General features: G+C 47.4%; 10 protein-coding genes. All 10 read right to left on the bottom strand.

All coding sequences use genetic code 11. From position 1 onward, the window contains the following. Nucleotides 1–4: 4 nt before the first annotated feature. A complete protein-coding gene (locus QWZ07_RS26090; protein WP_192854029.1) occupies nt 5–1,912 on the bottom strand; it encodes a saccharopine dehydrogenase family protein in 1,908 nt (635 codons plus the stop codon). Next, complete coding sequence (locus tag QWZ07_RS26085; RefSeq protein ID WP_192854028.1) at nt 1,909–3,060, bottom strand: NAD-dependent epimerase/dehydratase family protein; 1,152 nt, start codon at nt 3,058–3,060, stop codon at nt 1,909–1,911. The genes QWZ07_RS26090 and QWZ07_RS26085 overlap by 4 nt, the downstream gene beginning before the upstream one ends. A gap of 96 nt (nt 3,061–3,156) precedes the next feature. Then, nucleotides 3,157–5,316 carry a TonB-dependent receptor gene (locus QWZ07_RS26080; protein WP_192854027.1) on the bottom strand — a complete coding sequence of 720 codons (2,160 nt, stop codon included), beginning with the start codon at nt 5,314–5,316 and terminating at the stop codon, nt 3,157–3,159. 153 nt (nt 5,317–5,469) lie between these two features. Beyond that, entirely contained in the window at nt 5,470–6,255 is a 786-nt protein-coding gene (locus tag QWZ07_RS26075) for an ABC transporter ATP-binding protein (RefSeq protein ID WP_192854026.1), read from the bottom strand. Beyond that, a complete protein-coding gene (locus tag QWZ07_RS26070; protein WP_192854025.1) occupies nt 6,252–7,337 on the bottom strand; it encodes a FecCD family ABC transporter permease in 1,086 nt (361 codons plus the stop codon). The genes QWZ07_RS26075 and QWZ07_RS26070 overlap by 4 nt, the downstream gene beginning before the upstream one ends. 3 nt (nt 7,338–7,340) lie before the next feature. Next, nucleotides 7,341–8,381 carry a FecCD family ABC transporter permease gene (locus QWZ07_RS26065; protein ID WP_225998546.1) on the bottom strand — a complete coding sequence of 347 codons (1,041 nt, stop codon included), beginning with the start codon at nt 8,379–8,381 and terminating at the stop codon, nt 7,341–7,343. A gap of 8 nt (nt 8,382–8,389) precedes the next feature. Next, on the bottom strand, nt 8,390–9,409 hold the full coding sequence (locus tag QWZ07_RS26060) for an ABC transporter substrate-binding protein (protein WP_192854024.1): 1,020 nt from the start codon (nt 9,407–9,409) through the stop codon (nt 8,390–8,392). A 134-nt stretch (nt 9,410–9,543) separates the two neighbouring features. Beyond that, on the bottom strand, nt 9,544–10,380 hold the full coding sequence (locus QWZ07_RS26055; protein WP_225998545.1) for a thioesterase II family protein: 837 nt from the start codon (nt 10,378–10,380) through the stop codon (nt 9,544–9,546). Continuing rightward, nucleotides 10,377–15,074 (bottom strand): non-ribosomal peptide synthetase, encoded by a 4,698-nt coding sequence (locus tag QWZ07_RS26050; RefSeq protein WP_192854023.1) that lies wholly within the window; start codon nt 15,072–15,074, stop codon nt 10,377–10,379. Before QWZ07_RS26050 ends, QWZ07_RS26055 begins: the two co-directional genes overlap by 4 nt. Beyond that, complete coding sequence (locus QWZ07_RS26045) at nt 15,071–24,997, bottom strand: non-ribosomal peptide synthetase (RefSeq protein ID WP_261891696.1); 9,927 nt, start codon at nt 24,995–24,997, stop codon at nt 15,071–15,073. Before QWZ07_RS26045 ends, QWZ07_RS26050 begins: the two co-directional genes overlap by 4 nt. Between the last annotated feature and the right edge of the window lie 4 nt (nt 24,998–25,001).

Below are 25,001 nucleotides of genomic sequence, written 5' to 3'. Positions count from 1 at the left end.
AGATCTATCCAACAAGCTTTTCAACCTTCCTGTCGGCTTCTTTATGCACTTTACTCGGCGAAGCTAGAGTGATTAACGCTCGAACATCACCCTGGTCGAACAATTCCCATTTCACTGATCCTCCATTGGAAAGTAATATATATTCCAATGCTTCTCGTTCCATTTCACGTATCAAATGAGAAAGCTCTGGGCACCCTAAATGCGTAAATAACTTAGCGTACAAACAATCAGTTATAGTAAAGCTAATCTTCCGTGAAGTAATGATATCGAGGCTGACTGAAAGGATATTTAAGTGTTGATAGCTCTTAAGATACGCGATCCAATAATCCGTTGCTCCTTGGCATGGGTCCTCCAATAGTGAGAATAATTGGCTATCTGGCCATAGCCATCGCATTTCCATTTTTCCTGTTTCAAGAAACATTTTGCGGTAGAGTAAAAACGCAGTTTCTTGACCTAAAACATCACGTGCGCACGAGTATCCTGAGGTAAACATGCTGATATCTTTAACGGCTTTTTCCCAGATCTCTTTTTGAGGTAACGGTGTCTCGGATGAGAAGTCGCTTAGCTGTTTTTGATGTGCATGCCATCTAACAAGTGTTTTACCAATAAACCCTGCAAAAGAGAGCGGACTTAGTGTGCTTTTTAGTGCTTTCCAGATCTCTGACTGAAGCAAAAAATCTTTTTGCAGAGGGATCATTCTTGGGTGCTGTTTCAGTGCGGTATACCAGTTTTGGGAGTAATGCTTCATGTTCTCGACATATTTTTCAGGGCACTCTACCCAGCCAAAATAAAGGCCAGACACCTTTAACGTATCAGTGTTGGCCTCCTTAAAAGTGACTCCTTGCGCGTTGAGCAAATTCAGTAGCAATGTTCGATGATGCTCGCTGATATTTTCAATGCCAAACACGCCACTCATATTCGTCATTTGATCACTGAGGTAAATTTCAGCACAGCATGCAGCGACGAGAGCAGTGAGATCATAAGACGAAATCATACCGTGGAGGAGTAGGCCGTTTTCTGGTTTATTGTCGGGGTAGCACCAAAGAATGGTATCTGGGTCGGCGTCTTTTTTGTCTTTCATTGATTGGCCGCTTTTGTAAAACTTTTCAGCCAGTTGATTATTACGCCATTCATTGGGAGAAATGAAAGCAAAAAACTTAGCAACGCCCTGTTTTAAATATTGAATACTGTAGCGAGCATCTAAGTTTTCAATATGGTTATAGACATCACCACGTTTTGCTTCAAGGCCTACACTTTCTACCGAGGAGTAGGGAATAAGATGGGTTTCTTTGGTGTGGCCGAGAAAGGTGAATGCTTCTTTGCCATCACGCCATGGTGTTTCTATTTTTTTTCTTTTTCCATCAATAAACCAAAGCACATAACGACTGAAGCTAGCAAGAATGGCATAAGGGCTCGCTTTTCCACCGCCATAGGCGGCACCCATATAAGCTCTTATTGCGTAGTTTTTATCTTCTGACCGATTTTCCTCTGCAATCTTAGATAGCATTAATGTGGATAAGCCTGGCATGAAGCCCATTCCGGTTAACATCAAAAGGTTACTGCTTTCCGCCGCTTCATTTAGTGAGAAAATGCTATCTGCTGCAGAGAGGCTATCGTTTATGTCAATACAATCAACGCCAGCTTTTAAACAAAGAAGATGGGTTTTTTCTTGGATTGTTTCCATTGGCCCCAGTGCAATAATCGCGAGATCAAAGGATGAGAGGGTGTCAACTGCGCTGTCGGGATCATCAAGATCAAACTGGACAAATAGAGATTGGCCACCAGACTGGCGATATGTGCCGACTAGGTCTAAATGAGGATGCATGGCGGTAAGAAAACGAATAATTCGACGCCCAGTTTCTCCGCTACCTCCAATGACAATGACTCTCTTTTTGTATACTGGCGACGTCATGCGATTTTCTCCTCAAGGATATGTTTTTTGACAGTTTGTTCGACTGACCATTCGGCAATGTCTTCTTCTTCGAGGTAAGACAAAAATGTTGATGAGGCGATAGCCTGGTGCAGCATAAGTACACCCACCTTGGTGTATTTACCCTCTAGAACACATCTAGCAGCGATACCAATGGTTTTACCCGTTGCTTGGTAAGTGTTTGTCAGTGTTAGTTGGGCGTTAGACTGGATCTCTTTGTCTTTGAGTAAAGTGACTTGAATGCCATAGAAGGGGCTGAGAGATTCAAGATCTTTTCTGGATGCTTTTTCAAGTAGTCTGGCGGCGAAGTTGTTTGTGAAGCGGAATTTATATAGCCCTAATAACTTTGCCAAAATACAAACTTTCATTGCGCGAGGGCCAATATTGGTTCCATAAGTTCGCAAGTTATGAATATCGAACTCTTTTACAAGCTCTAGTGCTTCCTCTGAATACACCAACATGGTATTTGTTGGTGTGTCGAGCGCAGGAAAGTTGACAGCGCTGCTTGCTTGGCGGAAGGGGGCTTTGAACAAGGTGTTGTTTTCAAGGTAGGCAAACCCTCGATCAAGACCAAACCCACCTAAGCTGTTGATAATGTCCCAGGCAGAATTGAATGACCATGCGTCGCGCCCGACATACTGAATCTCAATCTCGTCAATCGCTGATGCATCACATGACTGTTCTAACACGTATTTCGGAAACAGACCCGATAATCCGGGCAGTAGACCTACGTTAATGATGAGTGGAACGCTCGAAAGCACGCGCTTTTCATCTTTCTTAAGACCTTGGAAGACAGGATCGTAACCGCCCGCATCAATAAAAGCCGTGCCAGATGCTTTACATGCTTTTGCTACCCGATCACCGATGATGCCTGACGGGCCCACACAAGAGATAACAAGAGAGTACTGTTTGCAATGAGAATGGATCGAGGGTTCGTCCATCACATCAATGTGTTTTGTGGACACTCTTTGAATCCGATCTCGCTTTGGAAAATCAGCCGGAATGGCAGAACGAGATGCTACCACGATCATGTGAGATGTTTTCTCTAAGAGGTATTGGACAACCTCATGACCCACTTGCCCTTTGCCCCCTAGAACTAAAATACCGGATTTTTGTTGTTGAGCATTCATGAATATGGCGCCCCCTATGACACGAATTAAAGAGATCTGATGAATGTTTAGGATGAAACCTGTCGCGCTGACACGAAGGTTTCATCCACACTAAGGTCAAAAATGGCTAGTCAATGTGATGCCTACGCTAAGGGGATCTGCTGCTTCAGCGGTGGGGCCGGTACCAAAATCATACTGTACGGTTGAGTAGTGCTCGTCGAGTGCATTTTTCACCCATAGATATGCATCCCATGATGAGGCTTCCAAGCCGAATTTGGCATTGATCAATTGGTAAGGTTCCTGTTTAAGGGTATTTAAGCTGTTGAAGTAATACTCACCAATATGTGCGGCATCGATACGGCTAAAAATATCCCAGTCGTCTGTCTGCGGGATTCTATGCTGAACAGCAAGATTGGCGGTGAAGTTGGGTGTATTCACCATCTTATTACCGTTGCAGTTTTTTGTTGAACCCAACAAGTCACAATTATCATATTTGCGGTATTCGGCATTGGTGAAGCTTCCCCCCAGCTCGATGAGCCAGTTGTTGGCGGGTATGTATTTCACTTCGAATTCGAGACCTTGGCTTCGACCTTGACCAGCATTATCCGTGATTAATTGGTGGCCTTGTACGAGTTGTTGAACCTGTTGATCTTTTATGTTTATAAGAAAAATGGCAGCAGAAAGGTCGAGTTTATTGTCGAGTTGTGTTGTTTTATAGCCTAATTCATAGTTTATCGTCGTTTCTTCGTCGTAGACGGGGTCATTCTCGCTAGGGTAAAGGTGATCGAAACCGCCAGCTCGGTAACCACGACTGACTGACGAGTACACCATCGAGCTGTCGCCGAATGTATAAGTAACACCAATCTTAGGAAGCCATATATCAAAATCTTCAGTACCTGCTATCGAGACGTTAGAGGTACTTTGGTTATTGAATTTTATGTCAGCTTTGCGTTTCTCTCGATCAAGTCGTAGACCACCTGTTAGCACCAATGCAGGCGTAATGTTGTAGTCTACCTGCCCAAAAGCTGCGTAGCCGGAATTGGTTTTCTTTACATTAGATCTATCTACGTAAGGTCCACCATAACCAATACCTGTGTAATCGAGGTCGTTTCGACCGCGTACCTTGTAATCACTGGTATAGGCATAAAGTCCAGCGAGCCATTGGAGGTCAGACGGGGTAGTCAATGCCCAACGAAACTCTTGTGATAACTGTGTTTGTTTTTCATCTGAACTTGCGTGGTAAACAAAGAGGGCACTGCTGTTTGCATCCTGATCGGCAGAACTATTATTCTCCCAGTCTCTCCACCCCGTGATTGATGTAAAATCGATGGTTTCATAATTTTTCGTAATAGACAGAGAGGCACCGATCGAGTTTCTATTATCTTTACCTTTGAAGTCGTTATTGATCTTTTCCGGATTATTTTTGATAAATTCAGCCAGACCCAGGGCGTAGGAATCATCTCTAAGGTGTTTATAGTCAACGGCTAAATTAACCTCAAGAGAATCTGACGGAAGCCATCTGAGCGTCGTTCGGGCAAAAAAATCGTCTTTTTTACCGTAGTCTGAACCATCAAAAATATTTTCTATATGTCCATCACTCTGCACGCCGGCGACACTTAAGCCAGCAAAAAGACGAGCTTCAACAATAGGGGTGTATACAGTGGCGCTGATCTTTCTCTCATTTAAGCTGTCAGCGGAAAGCGATGCGCGTCCTTCCGTAAAGTTGTCGGGTTTGTTGGTAACAACATTGATGATCCCTGCTAGAGAATTACCGCCATATAATGTTCCCTGAGGCCCTCGTAAAACCTCAATACGTTCGATATCGATCAAATCAAGATCGAACATACCGTTGTTCGTGTAGTTCACACCATCAACATAAAAACCGACGGTAGGATCAGTAAATAGGCCTGGCCCAATTCCACGAATAAAGATGTTACTCTCTCTGCTACCGCCCCATGTGAAAATATGGAGATTGGGGGTGTGCTGAGCCAGTTCGGATATTGTTGTAATTTCAGCATCCTTCAGATCTAGGTCTGTTTTAACCGATAGACTCGAAGGAACATCCATCATATTTTCACTTCGTTTATCTGCAGTGACAGTAATGACTTCAAGAACATCTTGCTCACTTGCATAGCCTGAAGAAGTGAAATGGAGCAGACATAAACCGAAGAGCGACCAACCTATCTTAAGGCCAGTTTTATCGCTGGTTTGCATGGGCATGGACTTGTTTTTATTTAAGGATCGCGGGTGTTCTGGTGTTAAGGTGATAACCCGCATGACGTTATACTCCTTGTCAAAGTTTAGATATTTATAGGAATGATTCTCATAAGCATCTATTTTGCACTGACAAGCCTTACGCAGCTACCCGATACGGTTTCTATTGCCCGAATAAGTTCAATATTCACAACACTGTTTGTGCACGTTGAGGTTTTAACGTGCACCGAGAGGAATGGCGAGCGGGTAAATTTTATTTCCGTCTCGCCGAGTTTGCATCTCAACATCAATACCAAAGACGTTCATCATCATTTTTTCGTTAACCGCATTTATTGGCGTGTCATCGGCAATGATATTTCCATCTTGCAGAGTGACAATGCGATCAGAAAATTGGCTTGCTTGATTGATATCATGCAACACCATGGCAATGGTGAGCTGTTGTTGCTGATTTAGCTCCCTTAAAAGAGTAAGGATTTCGTACTGATGGCCAATATCTAGATAAGTGGTGGGCTCATCAAGTAACAATAATTTCGCTTGTTGTGCAATACATAAGGCAAGCCAACCTCGCTGCTTTTCGCCACCTGAAAGATGATTAAATGAACGATGTTTGTACTTTGTCATACCCGTGAGTTTTAGCGCGGTCTCTATTGCGTCCACGTCTTTTTGAGTAACTTTCCCGAGAAGCCCTTGGTAAGCGAAGCGGCCATGGGATACCAACTGATAGACGGAGATATTGTCTGGTGCAATTGGATCTTGAGGCAGAAAAGCGATCTCTTTAGCGATGGCTTTTTTAGGCCAATCTCTTAGTGGCTTCCCCTTCAACGTAATAGTCCCTTGTCTTGGCTTAAGGACACCAGCCAAGGCTTTTAACAACGTAGATTTACCGCATCCGTTTGCGCCGACTAGGCAAGTGATCTCTCCAGCATTCAGTGTCAGAGAGACTGAAGGGATAATAATGTTCGATTGATAACCAAGCGTAAGCTGGCATGCAGATAACGTCATGAGCGTCGTCCAATCTGTTGTTGTAAAAGGAAGAGTAAAATGGGTATTCCCAGTAGGGTTGTTATGGCTCCCGCTGGCAGCTCATTGGGGCTGACGATAGTTCGCGCTAAGATATCGGCAGTAAGAGTCAGGCAAGCGCCTAGCAGCGCACTGACCCAAAATTGTTTTTTAATATCACCGCGTACAAGCAGTTTGGCAACATGGGGAACAATCAAGCCTACAAAACCGATGGGGCCACTCACAGCAATTGCACTGGCAGCGAAGACGACGGCAATAGCAATACATGCGATTCGCCAAGCCAAAACATTTACGCCCATTGTTTGAGCTTGTTGCTCATTAAAGCGAAGTATTGACATGGGTGATGTTAAGAAAGGCACGATACACACCCCTATGAGTGTCCATGGCAACACAATCATGATGTGGGAAAAGTCTCTGGCGTAGAGACTCCCAGCCAACCATAAAACGGTGGTTTCTGTTCTCCCTCCTCCCCAAACGATCACTAGCCACATGACAATGGCATTGGTTATCGCACCGACAGCAAACCCATTGAGCGTCAGCGTGATAGGTCGAAGTTTTGTTTTAAGTGATAACAATACAACGAAAAGTGTGGACAGTGCGCCTCCCAAGAGCGCAGCGAAAGGGAGCCACGTTAAGGACAAGTGAAAGGGACTGTTAAAAAACAGTACCGCGTTGAGGTAATCGGCCAAAAGTAAAAAAATCACAATGGCTAAACTAGCACCACTTGAAATACCAATGATGCTTGGGTCTGCAAGCGGATTTCGTGTCACGGCTTGGAGAATGAGCCCTGATAGCGCAAAATGAAAGCCAACCAGCAATGCAAGCAGTGTGCGAGGGAGGCGAAGGTTCCATGTCACCTCATGTGCTGTTGTTGCTGGAGTATTGAACATCAGTGCGTTTAGCACCTCAGAAGGAGAAAGGTGGATCGATCCCGACATCAGAGACAGCAAGATCAGTAGGAGAGTGACAAACCAAAGCGAGAAAAACACTCGCCGATAATGCTTGTCGGAGGTAGGCTGGCTCGTCGCCATATCTTGTGTGCTTGCTAGGGAAGCCATTGTCATTTTTTATTCCACTTTTTTCTTTATCAGGTAGACAAAAAGAGGTCCCCCAACCAACACACAAAGAATACCCACTGGCACATTGTGAAGTTTTGCAAGGGTGTCGGCGACGCAAACAAGCGTGGCTCCTACCAGTGCTGAAATGGGAAGGCTTTGCCTATGGTCAGTACACTGAATATGTCGTTTGTTATACAGCGTTAGTCGCGTGATATGGGGCGCAATGAGTCCTACAAAAGAAATGGGGCCTGCAATTGAAACCGTTGCTGCAGTAAGCACAACAGCGATAAATCCCAAGGTAACCCTCCATACGTGAACAGGAAATCCTAATGACTCACATGTAATGTCTTCTAACATGAGTAAATTCAAGGGTTTTGAAAATACGACACCCAATAATAACCCTAGGAAGGCAAACGGGATCAGTAAAACGGCATGTTGCCAAGTACGATCCATCAAACTGCCGGTCAACCAAAAATAGATACCGTTTGCATCCGCTTTCGCGGTAATGAGAACAACCACTATTGCCGCATTAAAAAAAAGCGAAATACACATACCTGAAAGAGTGAGATGTAAAGGGTTTAGTCGCGTCTTCCATGCGATAAGAAACGTCACGAAACCGGCAGAAAATCCGCCGATTGTGCCTACTGACAAGAGCGCCAAAGGAGGAAACGTCGACCAAGCCATACAAACAACAATGGCGAATGAAGCCCCGGCACTGACCCCCATAAGATCGGGCGAACCCAGGGGATTACGGGTAATGGATTGCACTATATTCCCCGCCATTCCTAGTGTTGCTCCAACAAAGAGTGCGATAAGGAACCGAGGAAGCCTAAGTTCGATCACCAGAAATGTTGCCAATGAATCAGACGGTTGCAGTAACGCTGTGGCGACCTGTGATGCTGAAAAATAGACTTCCCCAGTCATTAGCGACGCCAAGCCCGAGAAAATAATTAACGCAAAGCAGGCCATCACTATAAGAAACTGACGACGCTGAAACATTCGTAGAGGATGTAACATCCCTTTGGGTAACGTTGAGGTGGGATGACTCATTCAATACATTACCTTTCAGAAAAAACGAGTGGTTTTGCTCTCGCGGCGTTTGGGATATCACTTGGCTCACTGAAGGTCGTTGGGTAAAGAAGGTAGGCGAGCTCCTTCAACACCATTTCTCTGGCGATAGGGCCATGGGTCATTACATACTGATCGCCCACTCGATAGGCACGGGATGTTTTCACTGCGTTGAGTCTTTGCCAAACAGGGTGGTAGCTAATGGGCTTATCATCCCCCGTAAATGAAATGATCACATCTGGATTTAATGTGAGGAGTTTCTCCATGGATAACACGGTCGCATCCGGTTTTTTTAACTCCGGTGTTGGCGTGGGTCCCATGGTGTAATCGCCTCGGAGTTCACGCATGATATGCGTGGTAATGTGGTGATCATAAAAAGCATAAATCGTATCAGCCCAATGCCATAGGAAGACTACGCTTACCCCGCCAGGGGCTTTGGTGTTGTAGGCACTCAGTGTATTATCAAACGCAGCGTTTATTTGCGTTCCCGCTCTGTGTTTGCCCAGTGCATCTGCCAGAGCCGAGATGGAACGGTGGGAGTCTTCTAATGTCACGAGATCAAAGGTAAGCAAAGGCGCAATCTTTTCAAATTGACCTGCAAACGGTTCTGCATATTGCTGTAGGCCGACTATCAGGTCGGGGTTTAACTTGGTGAGTTGTTCCATGTCCGGTTCATGCACTTCACCGAGGTTAATGGCATCATTGACCTCTTCGCCTAGAAAAAGAGATTTGCGATGTTGAAGTGTTGATAGCCCTGTTGCATGTTCCCCGAGTGCTTTTAGCGTGTCAGCGCCAAACGTGGATATTGACGCTACAGAGGCAGGGTGTGAAGAAAGCGTCACCACTTTCCCTCTATCATCTATCACAGTAACGGGATAAGCGCTTTCAGCATTTATCTTCTGGCTGAGCAGTGTTGCCGTTAAAACCCAAATAGCAGTATATATCTTGCTTTTAAGAGCCAAGGTTGTGCCAGAGCCTAAGGGGATCGCTTTCATCCATGAGCCGCGCATAGTGTTGTCTTCCAATCGAATTCAGGGGGTGATATTTCAAGTGAGAAAGATTGTAAACCTTCAAATATATTGTACTACCCGAATCGGGATTGAATACCCCACAAATGTGCAGGGCATCCAATCAGGCAGGAGGGTTACGGTAGATGGCAAGGTGTTGTTGAAGGGAACACCAAGTTATCGTCAAAAGCCTCCATAATGGTTTTCATTATTCCCTGGTAGTTTTCTGCAAGGTAAAAATGGCCGCCTTGAAAAACACGTAACGAAAACGCCGCTGAAGTTTGATTACGCCAAAGCAGCGCATCTTTTCTGCTCAACTCGTCGTCATCTTCACCGATGAGTTTGATAATGGGCAAAGGAAGTGGAGGGCGCTTTTCGTTTCGCTTCCCGTAGCTTTCAATGAGCTTGTAGTCCGCTCTCAGTGATGGAAGGATCACCTGCAACAGCTCTTCATGCTCTTGTAAGAAAGAAAGAGAGGGGTTAAGCCTCACTATTTCTTGAATAAGGGCACCATCAGAACTGATATGGAAATGCGTTGGATTCGCGTAGCCAGGTGCGTCCGTCGCAGATGCAATGAGTGTTTTCGGGAGCTTTAATCCCGCATCAAGTAACTTTAGCGTTAGCTCATACGCAATAGAGGCACCCATGCTATGACCAAAAATAACGAAAGGCTCTCTGAGTAATGACGGATTCTCAAGGAATTGCGTAAAGAGGGCAGAGACCATGTCTTCCATATTGTCGATACAGAGATGGTTTAGCCTTTCCTCTCTTCCTGGGTATTGAACGGCGATAAGTTCAGTGTGCGCTGGAACAGCATCTTGCCACTGCCTAAAGTAACCTGCTGAGCCGCCAGCATGAGGAAGACAAAATACGCGCCGACGAATACTTTCTCCGGTTTTAATCACTCTAAACCAGTGCGTTTTTACGCCGTTTTTTGACCCACGGTGTGCATTGAGTTGTTTGACGTTATTCAACGTGATGCTCCCTCTTTTTGTTTGATTGCCTTTACGCTGTCGACTTTTTCAACGAATACGCGGTTGATGGCTTCTTTATAGTGCGCAACCAAAGGCTCGAAGTATTCCTTTGTTATCACAAAGGGCGTTTTTTCGAGAGTAGCCAATGCGGATTCCGTATTGTCGATACGGTACTGATGGTGGCCACCTTGCTCCATGCCATGTTTAAAGTAGCGATTAATGAAGCCTCGACCGAAACTATCAGCGAGCTGCTTATCCCATGTCGCAAAATCTACCGATTTGAAATGGCATCCCAATTCATTAAGCCAACGATAGATTTGCTCGCCAGTGTGGCTATGACGGGAGACAACATGAAAATTTTCGCCTTTACCTTGAATGCACATTTGACTAATTTCAACGATAGAGTATGCAACGATATTGACGGGTGTTGTGCTAATTAAAATGCGCGACTCTGGGTAAGCCGCGATGCTTAAACATGTCCTGAAAAACTTCACAAAGGCGTCATCGTTAATGAACGGGGCTTCAAGCGTGCTATCCCATGTAATGGCACCTGAGCGATAAATATTCACAGGCACGCCTTTCTCTCTCGCGCGATAGAAAATTTGCTCAGCCATGTATTTTGTGTGCTCATAGGTGAGTTCAGGTTTGTGCCATGGCCCATCAGGGGCAACAGATTCAAGCACAGGCGGCTCATTTTCCTCGTAGGGAAGGCGATAATGTACACCAATTGTCGACATATAGTGAATGGGCTTTATTTTGCCGGTTGTCGCCAGTTCAATTGCGTTGGCTGAGCCTTTAACGTTAATAGGGTAAAGCTCGGAGAGCGGCGCAATAAGGCTGATCAATGCGGCGATATGCAAGACTTTATCGATGTTCTGAGAAAGTGATTGATATTGCGCGCCGTCAAGACCGTATCTTTCTTTCGTTAAGTCTCCGGGAATGATGTTTATTCTCTTAGTATCGATATCCCAATCTAAGCCCTGATCGGCAATCACTTTTCGGATCCGGTTGTAACCCTCATTTTCATCTCGACAGCGCACCAAACAATAGAGCGTATCGTCGGTTTTATCGAGTAGCATTTTTAGAATATAGACCCCCAGATAGCCGGTTGCGCCAGTCATAAACACATTTCCTGACTGAGCTCCTTGCTTCTCTAATGGCGTTGCATTTGGGAAATTTTTCAAGGCATTGGCGCACAGACTGTCGAGGTCGATGGATTGTCGGAACGCCTCTTCCGCATCTTCTGATGCTTCCAAGACGTTTACCATTTTTTCAAAGACTGCGTTATTAAAGATCATGTCAATATTGACAATAAAACCAGCTTCAGACAAACGGTTTAATAACTCAACCGCAGTCAGACTCGATCCTCCTTTGAGGAAAAAGTCGTCAGAGCGATAGATATGATCTGTTTTTAACAAGGTTTTCCATATCTCAGCGAGTTTTAATTCCAGAGGCGTTTCAAGCGGTAGCTCTTCTGTGTGTTTGTTCACAATGAGTGTCTCGAAACAAGCTTTTAGCGATATACGATCAACTTTTCCATTGTTGCTCAGAGGTATTGACGACATCGTTATTACATTTGAAGGGATCATGTAGCCCGGCAATAACGCTGCAAGATAATTTTGCACACGATGCATGATGTCACCTGTCGCTTCTTCGACCTTGTCTTCGCCATTCAACACCTCGGTCTTGAGGACAATGGCACACACCAATTCAGCAGGGCCAGACCTTACTAAGGCAACAGCCTGTTGCACATAGCTAAGCTCATTCAATGCCGCTTCGACGTCACCCAACTCAATTCGATGACCTCGAATTTTGACTTGATTATCTTGGCGTCCGAGGATTTCAATAACACCGTCGGGGCGGTACCTGCAAATATCGCCTGTTTTGTACATTCGTTCACCAGAAACAGGATGAAGTATGAAGCGCTCACGCGTTCTTTCCGGATCATTAATGAACCCTTTCGCAACACCTGGACCACCTACTAGCATTTCGCCCGGCACCCAGTCAGGACAATCTTCATACTGGTTGTTTTGGATATACAGTCTGTGATTTCTCAATGGCAGGCCGTAGGGAATACTCGTGGCTCCTTCTGGCACGTCCTTTATCTGGTTAGCGATACAAGTGACAGATATTTCTGTGGGGCCACCCAGACTGTTGAGTGATAACGTCGGTAACATTTCATGAATTTTTGGCGGCAGCGACACGGGGATCCAATCACCGGAGATAAAGGCAAGTCTTAAGGTAGAAAGATCCATTGAACGGCTGTTCTCACATAATGACATGAGCATTTGCATGTGGGCGGGTACAGAGTTCCATATAGTAACTCTCTGATGTTGGATTGTTTTTGCCCACACTTCGGGGTTATTCCTCCATCCATCGCCAGGAAGTACCAATGTTGCGCCCGCACTCAACGTACAAAAGATATCCAATACAGAAAGATCGAAACTGTAATTGACCAAGGCAAGCGTTTTGTCGTCACTTTCTATACCGAATTCTGCATTAAAGCCTGCAATGGTATTACCAACACCTTCATGCGTCAGCATGACTCCCTTAGGACGCCCAGTCGTGCCTGATGTGTAAAGGATATAAGCTAATTGGTTACGGGTATCTGATTGTAAACCTTGATCGATAATGCGTGATAAGCGTTGTTTCAATGCCAGATCATTTCTCTCTAGAGTTGGGGGGTCAGCGATCACCATGGTTCTGATATCAGCTGGCCAGTTTAAGTTAGCGTCAGTTTGAGCAGTCAACATCAATCGGATGCAAGCATCGTGAATAATTGTGTTTCGTCTCTTTTCAGGTTGGATAACATCAATAGGCACGTAAGCACCGCCAGCAAGAAGTATTCCCATGATGGCAGCTATTTGCTGAGGTCCTTTATCCAAGAATATGGCAACGGGCTCGCCGGGCTGAAGCCCCTTGTCTAGAAGCGTGTCGGCAATAGAAATAGACCATTCGGCCAGATCGCGGTAGGTGTAGGCTATGGGTGTCTGCGCATCATGAATCAGTGCCACTTTATCCGGTGATGTGATGGCATGATGGCAAAACGACGCATGAAGAAACCCTTCTGGAAGCGGCGCATCTCTTTCTGTATTGAGTTTCTTACGCAACGCAATACAGTCTGAATTTAAGGAAACAGGCACGCGACTGTTCCAGTGGCCTTTTGACTTAGACAAAGAAAGGAGTAGGGTTTTGAACGCATCAAAGGCTTGTTCTATGGCGCCCGGTAGGAATACACCTTTTCGGATATCCCAATCTACGCACAATGCTCCTTTTCGCTCTGTGACTTGGCAATCCAGCCAAACCTGAGGTGTTTGCGTAATCCCAAAATTCAATTTTGCATCATGCATAAATGCATTTTGGGGTAAGGCTTCACCACTGACGCCGACAGTGCTGGTATAAACAACGGGAATGAGCGTATTACTTTTTCTGTCCTTGGTCATATCACGCAGAACATCAATACCAGTGTAACTATCGTGCTCGAGGTCCTTCCAAAGCTGATGCTGCAAGGCAACAGCTCTTTCTTTAAAGTCATCGCCTCGGTCGTGTGCTATTTCCAACACATTCACCGCAATAAAATCGCCGACAATACGATTCACATCTGGATGCGGCGCTTTGCGGTTGAGTAATGTCAGGTTGATGCAAAAGTCATCGTTTCTAGACCAGCGTTGTAACACCTCCGCGAAGGCATTCATCACTGCACCAGATGGCGTGATGTGATGTGACGTAGCGATTTGACAGAACGCTTGCCACTCAGGGGGAGATACCTCTAACGATTGCCTTTCAAAACTTGGCTCGCCGTCAGGTATTGGATGAGCTGATGGATGGATGTTCTGATGAATGGGTAATTCAGGGGCACCAGGTAACGACGGGATACGCTGTTGCCAATATTGACGATCCACTTGGTATTTTGAATCACTTTCTTGGTGTGAATGACACGCTTGCTGGTAGAGCACAATGTCACGGAAAGACACATTTATTGCGTCGAGTTCTTTTTCTGGGTGTTGATACAGCTCCCCCAATTCGGCTAAAAGGATTTGGATACTGGCAAAGTCGGCGATCAATAGATCGGTGGAGTGGTGAAGTATTGAACGATCATCATATTGCGTTAGCCGCAATTCATACAGTGGCCAACATGTTGAATCATAGCGGCGATATGCCATTTCATTTCGAGCTTGGATGATGGCGGTTTCGAAAGCACTAGCGGATAAGCCTTTAGTGTCGCGACATATAACCTCGGGGAGAGTGACATGCTTTAAAATCTGCTGTTTGCCATCTGTACCAATAACAGCACGAAGCATCTCGTGACGAAGGATGAGTTTGTGCCATGCATTTTCTAGACGCGCATGATCCAGCCGTGGCATGTCAAGCTCGATATAGGAATGGCAGCCTACGCCCCCCAACTCATAGTTATTTCTTCTTCCGACAATATACGCCAGTTGTAAATCAGTGAGCGGGAAAGGTTCGTAACGATCCTCTGGGTAAGCTGTTAACGTAACCTCGTCCGGAACATGGTTAAGAAAACCGATGACCTCTGATTTTTTTGCCAATAATATCGATGTAAGTTCTGCTGTCATCACACCCGTGGGTGCTTTGAACTTGAGTGCTTCTCCTTCAACCCAAAGTTGAACGCCACGGTTTTTTAACGCCTCAACGAAGGCTGAAACCTCCATCCCTTTAGTAAACATGTTCATAGCGAACCCTCCTCAAAAATATCTGAACCTTCCGTTTGCCCCTCTGCGAGGTTTTGCCATTGTGCTGATACTTCCTGTGCAAACTCAGCAATGCTTGGTGCCGTAAATAACAGTGAAAGGGGAATAGCGTTGGGGCTAATGCGTTGTTGTTGCATGGTTTGCACAATCCTCGTTGCTGCTAAGCTGTCTCCACCAATCATGAAGAAATTGTCATGGCGGGAAAGGCGATCTATTGCGAGTTCAGCTTCCCAAATTTCTGCAACCTGCTCTTCAATGGGGCCAATTGGCGCTTCATATTGAGTTTCTGATTGACGATGTAATTGCTGAGACAAAGACTTTCTATCCACTTTGCCATTGGCGCTGAGGGGGATGTCATCAACAACTGCCAGCGTTGAAGGCACCATATAATCAGGCAGCAATGCGCGGAGTGGGTCTGTGATGTCCGTATGCGCGAGGGGGGTATCGTCGGTGGAGGCCGACATGACGATCGCGGCGGCCAAAGAGGCAGGCTGGCCGGATGGCGTCAGCACCACAGCAACAGCCCGTGTAATACCCTCGAGGCGGGTCAAGGCACTTTCTACTTCACCCAGCTCAATGCGATGCCCACGCACTTTGACTTGATGATCTAGTCGACCAAGGAATTCCAAATTCCCGTCTGGCCAATACCGCCCTTGGTCGCCCGTACGATACCAGCGAATCACAGACGCATCAGGCACAGTGTCAGACGACGCTTCCACAAAGCGGGCATGGGTGAGGCTTGCATCCCCACGGTAGCCCGTTGCCACGCCGTCGCCGCCAATCCACAATTCGCCGGGCACCCAATCGGGGCAGTCTCGGCCTTGTGCATCAACCACACGATAAACTTGATTCGCCAGTGGCTTGCCATATGGGATGGAGGTCCAATGGGCAGGGAGAGGGGTATCGGGGTCGAAGGCGTCATAGGTATTTGACCAAATGGCCGCTTCCGTTGCACCGCCCATGGCCGCAAGACGAACCTGATGGCCGTTAAGCGCAAACAGACGCTCAGGAATGTCCATACCAATCCAATCACCGGAGAGCAACACTTGTTCGAAAGACAGTAATGCATTAATACTTTCCGCCACCACCATGAGCATATCAAGCAAGACAGGCACAGAGTTCCAGACGGTAACGTGATGGTGCTGGATCAATGAGAGCCAAGCACTGGCATCACGGCGGCTGTCTTCCTCCACCATCACGATAGCCCCTCCGACACTGAGCATACCGAACAAGTCATAGACTGAGAGGTCAAAATCCAGCGCAGAAACCGCAAGTACACGGCTATCAAAGTGCATACCATAACGACGGTTAATGTCATCAACGGTATTGGCGGTAGCTTGATGGGCCATCTCCACACCCTTAGGCTCACCGGTAGAGCCGGATGTGAAAATAATATAAGCAGGGCTTTTGGGTGACACCGTAATGACGTCATTAAGGGGAAGTATGTCTTTGATATCACGGATATCAATGGCTTGCCCCGGAACCGCATCTAGGTTCAATGTGTCGGTAAGGGTAAAGCGTATCCCCGCGGTGGCATGAATACGTTGTTGCCGAGCGAGAGGCTGATGCGTCCCAATAGGCACATAACACCCGCCGGCGGCCAGAATGCCCAATACAGCACAGGCTTGGTCTACGCCTCTGGGTAAGGTGACAGCAACAGGCTCTTCAGGCTTCAGCCCCTGTTTAATGAGCAAGGCAGCGAGTTGGCGAGCACGGTATGCAAGTTCACCGTATGATAGCGTGGTTTGTTCAGCGATAAGCGCGGTGCGTTCAGGTGCTTTCGATTCCCATTCAAAGAAGGGGTGGTGAAGTGTGCGTTCTTGCTGATGATGGCCTGTAGCGTTGAGACTGCGGCGAGCCATGCTCTGCATCACGGGTAACATCGGATCTAATGGCAAGTCCCAAGAAGAGTGCAGAGTATTTAGCATGTTTTCAAAAACAGTAAACATACTATCAAACATGCCTTCTGGGAAAAGCGCCTCAACGCTATCCCATGAAACATGAAGCTCACCGTTGTATTCGTACATTTGGTGATCGAGCCACACTTGAGGGGTTTCAGATAAACCGCCGCCTGAGAGTTGAGGGAATCCAATGTCTGGCGTTTCTTTTAAAAGTTCGTCAGACATACCGAGTGTGCTTGTAAAAACAATCGGTAACGCCGCTGCCGTCATATCCATATCTTTCGCACGTTCGCGCTGCACAAAGATGGAGGAAACTTGGCGATGTTCCAGCGCGCTGAATGTTTCTTCTTGCAAACACAACGCACTCTCAAGAAACGTTTTTGTCCTATCTGGTGAATAACCAACGGGAACCAGCGACGTGAAGTCACCCGCCACGTCGTTGATATCAGGGTGGAGAGGCTTTCTGTCAAACAGTGTCATGTTCACGGTATGAGAACGTCCACCGCTCCAACGACTGATGACTTCGCAAAACACACTGAGCACGGCGACAGACGGCGTAATACCATGTTGCCTTGTCGTGTCTTTTAAGGATTGCCATGTATCTTGACGTAGAATTAAAGACCGTCTTTTGAATTGTGAATTACTGATGGTTCTTGGGTCGACCTCGAGAGGCAGTGCGGCAGACAATGGCAGTGTATCGAGTTTTTCCCGCCAATATTTGATTGCCGTTTCATGTTGCTTTGGCGACGGTGATACCTGTTCGACATAGTCACGAAATGATATGGATGGTGAAGGGATGAAAGCGTCTAGGTTTTGGTATCTCAGCGCCAACTGACGCAGCAGCATTTTTATACTGAATCCATCCAGTGAAAGATAATTGAAGATAAGACCCAAACGACAACGGCTGTCGTTATATGAAAAGGCCTGAGCCGCAAATAAGGTCGCGTCTTTGGCTGATGAGATACTCCGCCACCAACGTGCCAGTTGTGACTTTGCATCCTCCTCGTTATCGCACGTCATCAGATCGATAGATGTAAAGAATCGAGTGGGGTCTTGTGAAACGCGTTGTATTTCAATATCAACAAGCTCAACCCTGAGCATGTCATGATGCTGAACCAAGCTATTCCAAGCGTTTTCAAGGCGACCAATGTTAACGTCTTCGCCGTCCAGCTCCACCAAGTAATGTGTCCCACAATTTAGCGGCAATCCAGGGGATTGTCCCATCCAATAGGCGCGTTGAATCTCCGTGAGAGGGAATGGTTCAAAACGCGCTTCTGGATCTGGCGTGAGTGTGCAAACTGGCTCAACATCTTGCGCGATAAGTCCTGCGGCAAAGTCGGCTAACACAGGTTGAGCGAACAAAAAACGAAGAGGCTGCTCAGCGGAAAGCCCGCGTTCACGCAATGCTGAAATGACCTGCGTTGCCAATAGACTGTCTCCACCGAGAGAGAAAAAGTGGCTTTCCCGACCAATGTCTTTCTCTGGAAGTAACGCACGCCAAACATTTGCTACCTGCACTTCTGTTTCACCTTGTGGCGGCGTGAGTGAGGTTTCCTGAGTGTCAACATGCTGGGTTAATAACAGTTGCGCCTTTTTCCTGTCCACTTTGCCATTGGCACTGAGGGGGATTTCATCAACAACTGCCAGCGTTGAAGGCACCATATAATCAGGCAACAATGCGCGGAGTAGGTCTGTGATGTCCGTATGCGCGAGGGGGGTCTCGTCGGTGGAGGCCGACATGACGATCGCGGCGGCCAAAGAGGCAGGCTGGCCGGATGGCGTCAGCACCACAGCAACAGCCCGTGTAATACCCTCGAGGCGGGTCAATGCACTTTCTACTTCACCCAGCTCAATGCGATGCCCACGCACTTTGACTTGATGATCTAGTCGACCAAGGAATTCCAAATTCCCGTCTGGCCAATACCGCCCTTGGTCGCCCGTACGATACCAGCGAATCACAGACGCATCAGGCACAGTGTCAGACGACGCTTCCACAAAGCGGGCATGGGTGAGGCTTGCATCCCCACGGTAGCCCGTTGCCACGCCGTCGCCGCCAATCCACAATTCGCCGGGCACCCAATCGGGGCAGTCTCGGCCTTGTGCATCAACCACACGATAAACCTGATTCGCCAGTGGCTTGCCATATGGGATGGAGGTCCAATGGGCAGGGAGAGGGGTATCGGGGTCGAAGGCGTCATAGGTATTTGACCAAATGGCCGCTTCCGTTGCACCGCCCATGGCCGCAAGACGAACCTGATGGCCGTTAAGCGCAAACAGACGCTCAGGAATGTCCATACCAATCCAATCACCGGAGAGCAACACTTGTTCGAAAGACAGTAATGCATTAATACTTTCCGCCACCACCATGAGCATATCAAGCAAGACAGGCACAGAGTTCCAGACGGTAACGTGATGGTGCTGGATCAATGAGAGCCAAGCACTGGCATCACGGCGGCTGTCTTCCTCCACCATCACGATAGCCCCTCCGACACTGAGCATACCGAACAAGTCATAGACTGAGAGGTCAAAATCCAGCGCAGAAACCGCAAGTACACGGCTATCAAAGTGCATACCATAACGACGGTTAATGTCATCAACGGTATTGGCGGTAGCTTGATGGGCCATCTCCACACCCTTAGGCTCACCGGTAGAGCCGGATGTGAAAATAATATAAGCAGGGCTTTTGGGTGACACCGTAATGACGTCATTAAGGGGAAGTATGTCTTTGATATCACGGATATCAATGGCTTGCCCCGGAACCGCATCTAGGTTCAATGTGTCGGTAAGGGTAAAGCGTATCCCCGCGGTGGCATGAATACGTTGTTGCCGAGCGAGAGGCTGATGCGTCCCAATAGGCACATAACACCCGCCGGCGGCCAGAATGCCCAATACAGCACAGGCTTGGTCTACGCCTCTGGGTAAGGTGACAGCAACAGGCTCTTCAGGCTTCAGCCCCTGTTTAATGAGCAAGGCAGCGAGTTGGCGAGCACGGTATGCAAGTTCACCGTATGATAGCGTGGTTTGTTCAGCGATAAGCGCGGTGCGTTCAGGTGCTTTCGATGCCCATTCAAAGAAGGGGCGGTGGAGTGTGTGCACTGATCGTGATTGTAGAGTCGCGTTTGTTTCTTGGCGTGACACGCATTGCTGTGCTGGCAATACAAGGTTTAAGTTGGCACTCCAGTCAGATTGGATTAAGCTTTCAATGACTGAGACGTAGGTATCGAACATTTCATCGATCATATGTTCAGGGAATAGAGCGTCGACACTGTCCCAAGATAATGCCAATTCACCATCAAACTCATAAACCTGATGGTCAAGCCAAACCTGAGGCGTTTCTGATAGGCCTCCAGCCACCATTTTGGGGAATCCAGATTCAACCTGCTCAAATAGCCCATTCCCTAAACCCAATGTACTGGTAAAAACAATGGGAAGAGAAGCCGCCGTTAGGCTCATCTCTGACGAACGTTGGCGCTGGATCCAAATGGAAGAAATGGCTTTGTTTTCCAATACATCTGCGATCTCACTCTGCGTCGCAGAGGCTATATCAATTAAGCTACTATTTTGCTGATTGTAAAAGCCAACAGGTGAAAGCGTCGTAAAGTCACCCATAATTGTGTTGATGTTCTTATGGACAGGCTGACGATCAAACAAGGTCAAATTAATAGAATGATCTTTCCCACCACTCCAAAGCCGGAGGACTTCACTGTAAGCAACCAGCAAGACGACTGACGGTGTAAATTGATGCTGCTGCGCTTTTTCTTTTAACGACGTCCATTTTTCTTCACTTAACTTATGTTCTCGGCGAGTAAATATGTGGGCGGTGAGTTGTTCTGGTTGTATTGCCAAAGGCAGAGATGCCCTCAGCGGAAGTACGTCTAGCTTTTCAGTCCAGAATTTTTCAGCCTTTTGTCTCTCTTCGTCACAGGGGGTGATTTGGTTGACGTAATCTCTGAACAGCAAATCTGTTTTTTTAGGGAGAGATCTTATGTCCAAATATGTTTGGCTCAATTGCTCTAGGAACAACTTAATGCTGAAACCATCCAGCGTTAGGTAATTGAAGATGATGCCGATACGGCAACGCGTTTTTCCTTGTAAGTCACGGTAAGACGCGACAAATATATGATGCAGTTGCTCAGTGATCTCGGTGTTGTTCTGACTTTTTGCTGATGTTGCATAGAACTGTTGATACAACCACTGTTGTGCGGTGTGTTCACCGTTCTGATCTGCTGTATTGTCGAACTGGTGACAGGTCGCTGCGATAGGTTGGGAAAAGGGTAATACACGCTGATTTCCATCATTTTCAATGACAACTCTGAGCATGTCATGATGCTGAACCAAGCTATTCCAAGCGTTTTCAAGGCGACCAATGTTAACGTCTTCGCCGTCCAGCTCCACCAAGTAATGTGTCCCACAATTTAGCGGCAATCCAGGGGATTGTCCCATCCAATAGGCGCGTTGAATCTCCGTGAGAGGGAATGGTTCAAAACGCGCTTCTGGATCTGACGTGAGTGTGCAAACTGGCTCAACATCTTGCGCGATAAGTCCTGCGGCAAAGTCGGCTAACACAGGTTGAGCGAACAAAAAACGAAGAGGCTGCTCAGCGGAAAGCCCGCATTCACGCAATGCTGAAATGACCTGCGTTGCCAATAGACTGTCTCCACCGAGAGAGAAAAAGTGGCTTTCCCGACCAATGTCTTTCTCTGGAAGTAACGCACGCCAAACATTTGCTACCTGCACTTCTGTTTCACCTTGTGGCGGCGTGAGTGAGGTTTCCTGAGTGTCAACATGCTGGGTTAATAACAGTTGCGCCTTTTTCCTGTCCACTTTGCCATTGGCACTGAGGGGGATTTCATCAACAACTGCCAGCGTTGAAGGCACCATATAATCAGGCAACAATGCGCGGAGTAGGTCTGTGATGTCCGTATGCGCGAGGGGGGTCTCGTCGGTGGAGGCCGACATGACGATCGCGGCGGCCAAAGAGGCAGGCTGGCCGGATGGCGTCAGCACCACAGCAACAGCCCGTGTAATACCCTCGAGGCGGGTCAATGCACTTTCTACTTCACCCAGCTCAATGCGATGCCCACGCACTTTGACTTGATGATCTAGTCGACCAAGGAATTCTAAATTCCCGTCTGGCCAATACCGCCCTTGGTCGCCCGTACGATACCAGCGAATCACAGACGCATCAGGCACAGTGTCAGACGACGCTTCCACAAAGCGGGCATGGGTGAGGCTTGCATCCCCACGGTAGCCCGTTGCCACGCCGTCGCCGCCAATCCACAATTCGCCGGGCACCCAATCGGGGCAGTCTCGGCCTTGTGCATCAACCACACGATAAACCTGATTCGCCAGTGGCTTGCCATATGGGATGGAGGTCCAATGGGCAGGGAGAGGGGTATCGGGGTCGAAGGCGTCATAGGTATTTGACCAAATGGCCGCTTCCGTTGCACCGCCCATGGCCGCAAGACGAACCTGATGGCCGTTAAGCGCAAACAGACGCTCAGGAATGTCCATACCAATCCAATCACCGGAGAGCAACACTTGTTCGAAAGACAGTAATGCATTAATACTTTCCGCCACCACCATGAGCATATCAAGCAAGACAGGCACAGAGTTCCAGACGGTAACGTGATGGTGCTGGATCAATGAGAGCCAAGCACTGGCATCACGGCGGCTGTCTTCCTCCACCATCACGATAGCCCCTCCGACACTGAGCATACCGAACAAGTCATAGACTGAGAGGTCAAAATCTAGCGCAGAAACCGCAAGTACACGGCTATCAAAGTGCATACCATAACGACGGTTAATGTCATCAACGGTATTGGCGGTAGCTTGATGGGCCATCTCCACACCCTTAGGCTCACCGGTAGAGCCGGATGTGAAAATAATATAAGCAGGGCTTTTGGGTGACACCGTAATGACGTCATTAAGGGGAAGTATGTCTTTGATATCACGGATATCAATGGCTTGCCCCGGAACCGCATCTAGGTTCAATGTGTCGGTAAGGGTAAAGCGTATCCCCGCGGTGGCATGAATACGTTGTTGCCGAGCGAGAGGCTGATGCGTCCCAATAGGCACATAACACCCGCCGGCGGCCAGAATGCCCAATACAGCACAGGCTTGGTCTACGCCTCTGGGTAAGGTGACAGCAACAGGCTCTTCAGGCTTCAGCCCCTGTTTAATGAGCAAGGCAGCGAGTTGGCGAGCACGGTATGCAAGTTCACCGTATGATAGCGTGGTTTGTTCAGCGATAAGCGCGGTGCGTTCAGGTGCTTTCGATGCCCATTCAAAGAAGGGGCGGTGGAGAACATGTCGAGTAACGCTGCGTTCCGTTGAATTTGCCGAGACACGGCTAACACGCTGTTCTTTCTGTAGGGAAGGGTTATAAGGGCGATCCCAACTAACATCATCGACTAAAGACTCTAAAAGCTGGCAGTAGGCATCAAAAGCACTGTCTATAACACCTTCAGGGAAGAGTTCATCTACCGAATCCCAAGCCAACAAGAGACCATCTTCCATTTCATATAATTGGTGGTCTAGCCATACTTGTGGCGTTTGAGAGATCATGTAGTTCAAACTGCCCAGCGTTTCTCGGCATGTCTGAGTAATTAATTGCGTGCCCAGATTACATGCGAATACGACCGGGGCGCTCACCCCTTCAGAGAGCCCTTGCTTTTGAAGCTCACGTTGGATGCTAACGGCAGAATACGTTGAGTGAGAAAGATCTTTATGTAATTGCTTTTGCGTTGCTTTTACACGAGCAGTAAATGGAAGAGGCTGGGTACAATCACATTCAAGTAAAAGAAGGTTTGTAAAATCAGCAATGACGTTTTCAATACCTAGCTGCCCGCCATGCCTATCGAAAATAGGGACATTTAGGACAAAACGAGCCAGGCTGCTCCAATGCGCGAGCACCTCCGCATAGGCGGTGGCCAACATGACGGCAGGTGTCAGTCCTTTTGATGTCGCCTTGCCTTTTATCGCTGTCCATTTGTCATGTGAAAGCGTGTAGGTCCGTCGAATAAAGCGTGGCTCACTCACAGACTCAGGCAAACAAGATAGGGGTAACTGTGGCCCAGAAGGGAGCGTTGCGAGTCTCTTTTTCCAATACGCTTCATCGGCTACTGTGCGACCCTGATCAGCTTGTTTTTTCGCCTCCAAATAATGCTTAAATTGCCAATCTGGGTCTGCGGGAGGGAAATACTTGTCGTTACCTCGTTTGAATTCGCCGTAAAGATCCGCCAGATCTTTCAGTAAAATATGAATGCTTTGGACGTCTGCAACGAGTAGGTCAACATCAAAATGGATCCGTGTCTTATTATCGGGTAGCAGAGAAAGTGAGATATCAGCAACGTGGGCTTCATCGATAGCCAACTTGCGATGAGATAGGTGTTCACGGGTTTCTAATAAGGCAATTTCCGTCTCTTTCGATGTAAGGTTTTGGTAGTCTCTCACCAACAGTGCGGGTAACGCGATGTCGCTACCGATACGTTGCTTACCATCAGATGTAAAGGTCGCCCTGAGCATTGGGTGATGGCAAAGTAGGCGATGCCAAGCGCGTTCTAGCGACCGGCTTTCAACATCGTTTCCATCTATTTCAATGTAGGCATGACAACTCACACCGCCAAGGGTTTGATGGTTTTGTCTTCCTAGCCAATAAGCATATTGCACATCGGTTAAATCAAACGGTTGATCATCATGTTCAAGTGTTTCTGTGCCATTAGAAGTAGAAGTTAAAAGAGGAGATGACTGGCTCCTGTTATCTGAGTGGGTCGATAGTAACCGCGTTAGCCATACTGATAAGATTGGGCATTCTATAAGGTCAGCAAATGTCACGTCAGAACCCGCCCGTCGCCACTTATCAACCAGTCGCATCAATTGAAGTGAATCGAGCCCTTGTTCAATCAGGTTAATGTCTTCTGAAACTGTGGGTTCAATCTCAATGTATTCACGAATATCACTGAGAATAGACGTCTTGCTAGGGCGAGTCTGGAGGCATTCCATTGCG

The sequence above is a fragment of the Vibrio lentus genome (genome assembly GCF_030409755.1).
Classification (GTDB): Bacteria; Pseudomonadota; Gammaproteobacteria; order Enterobacterales; family Vibrionaceae; genus Vibrio; species Vibrio lentus.
Note: the sequence above shows the minus strand (reverse complement) of the source record. Positions and strands in the feature narration are given on the sequence as shown.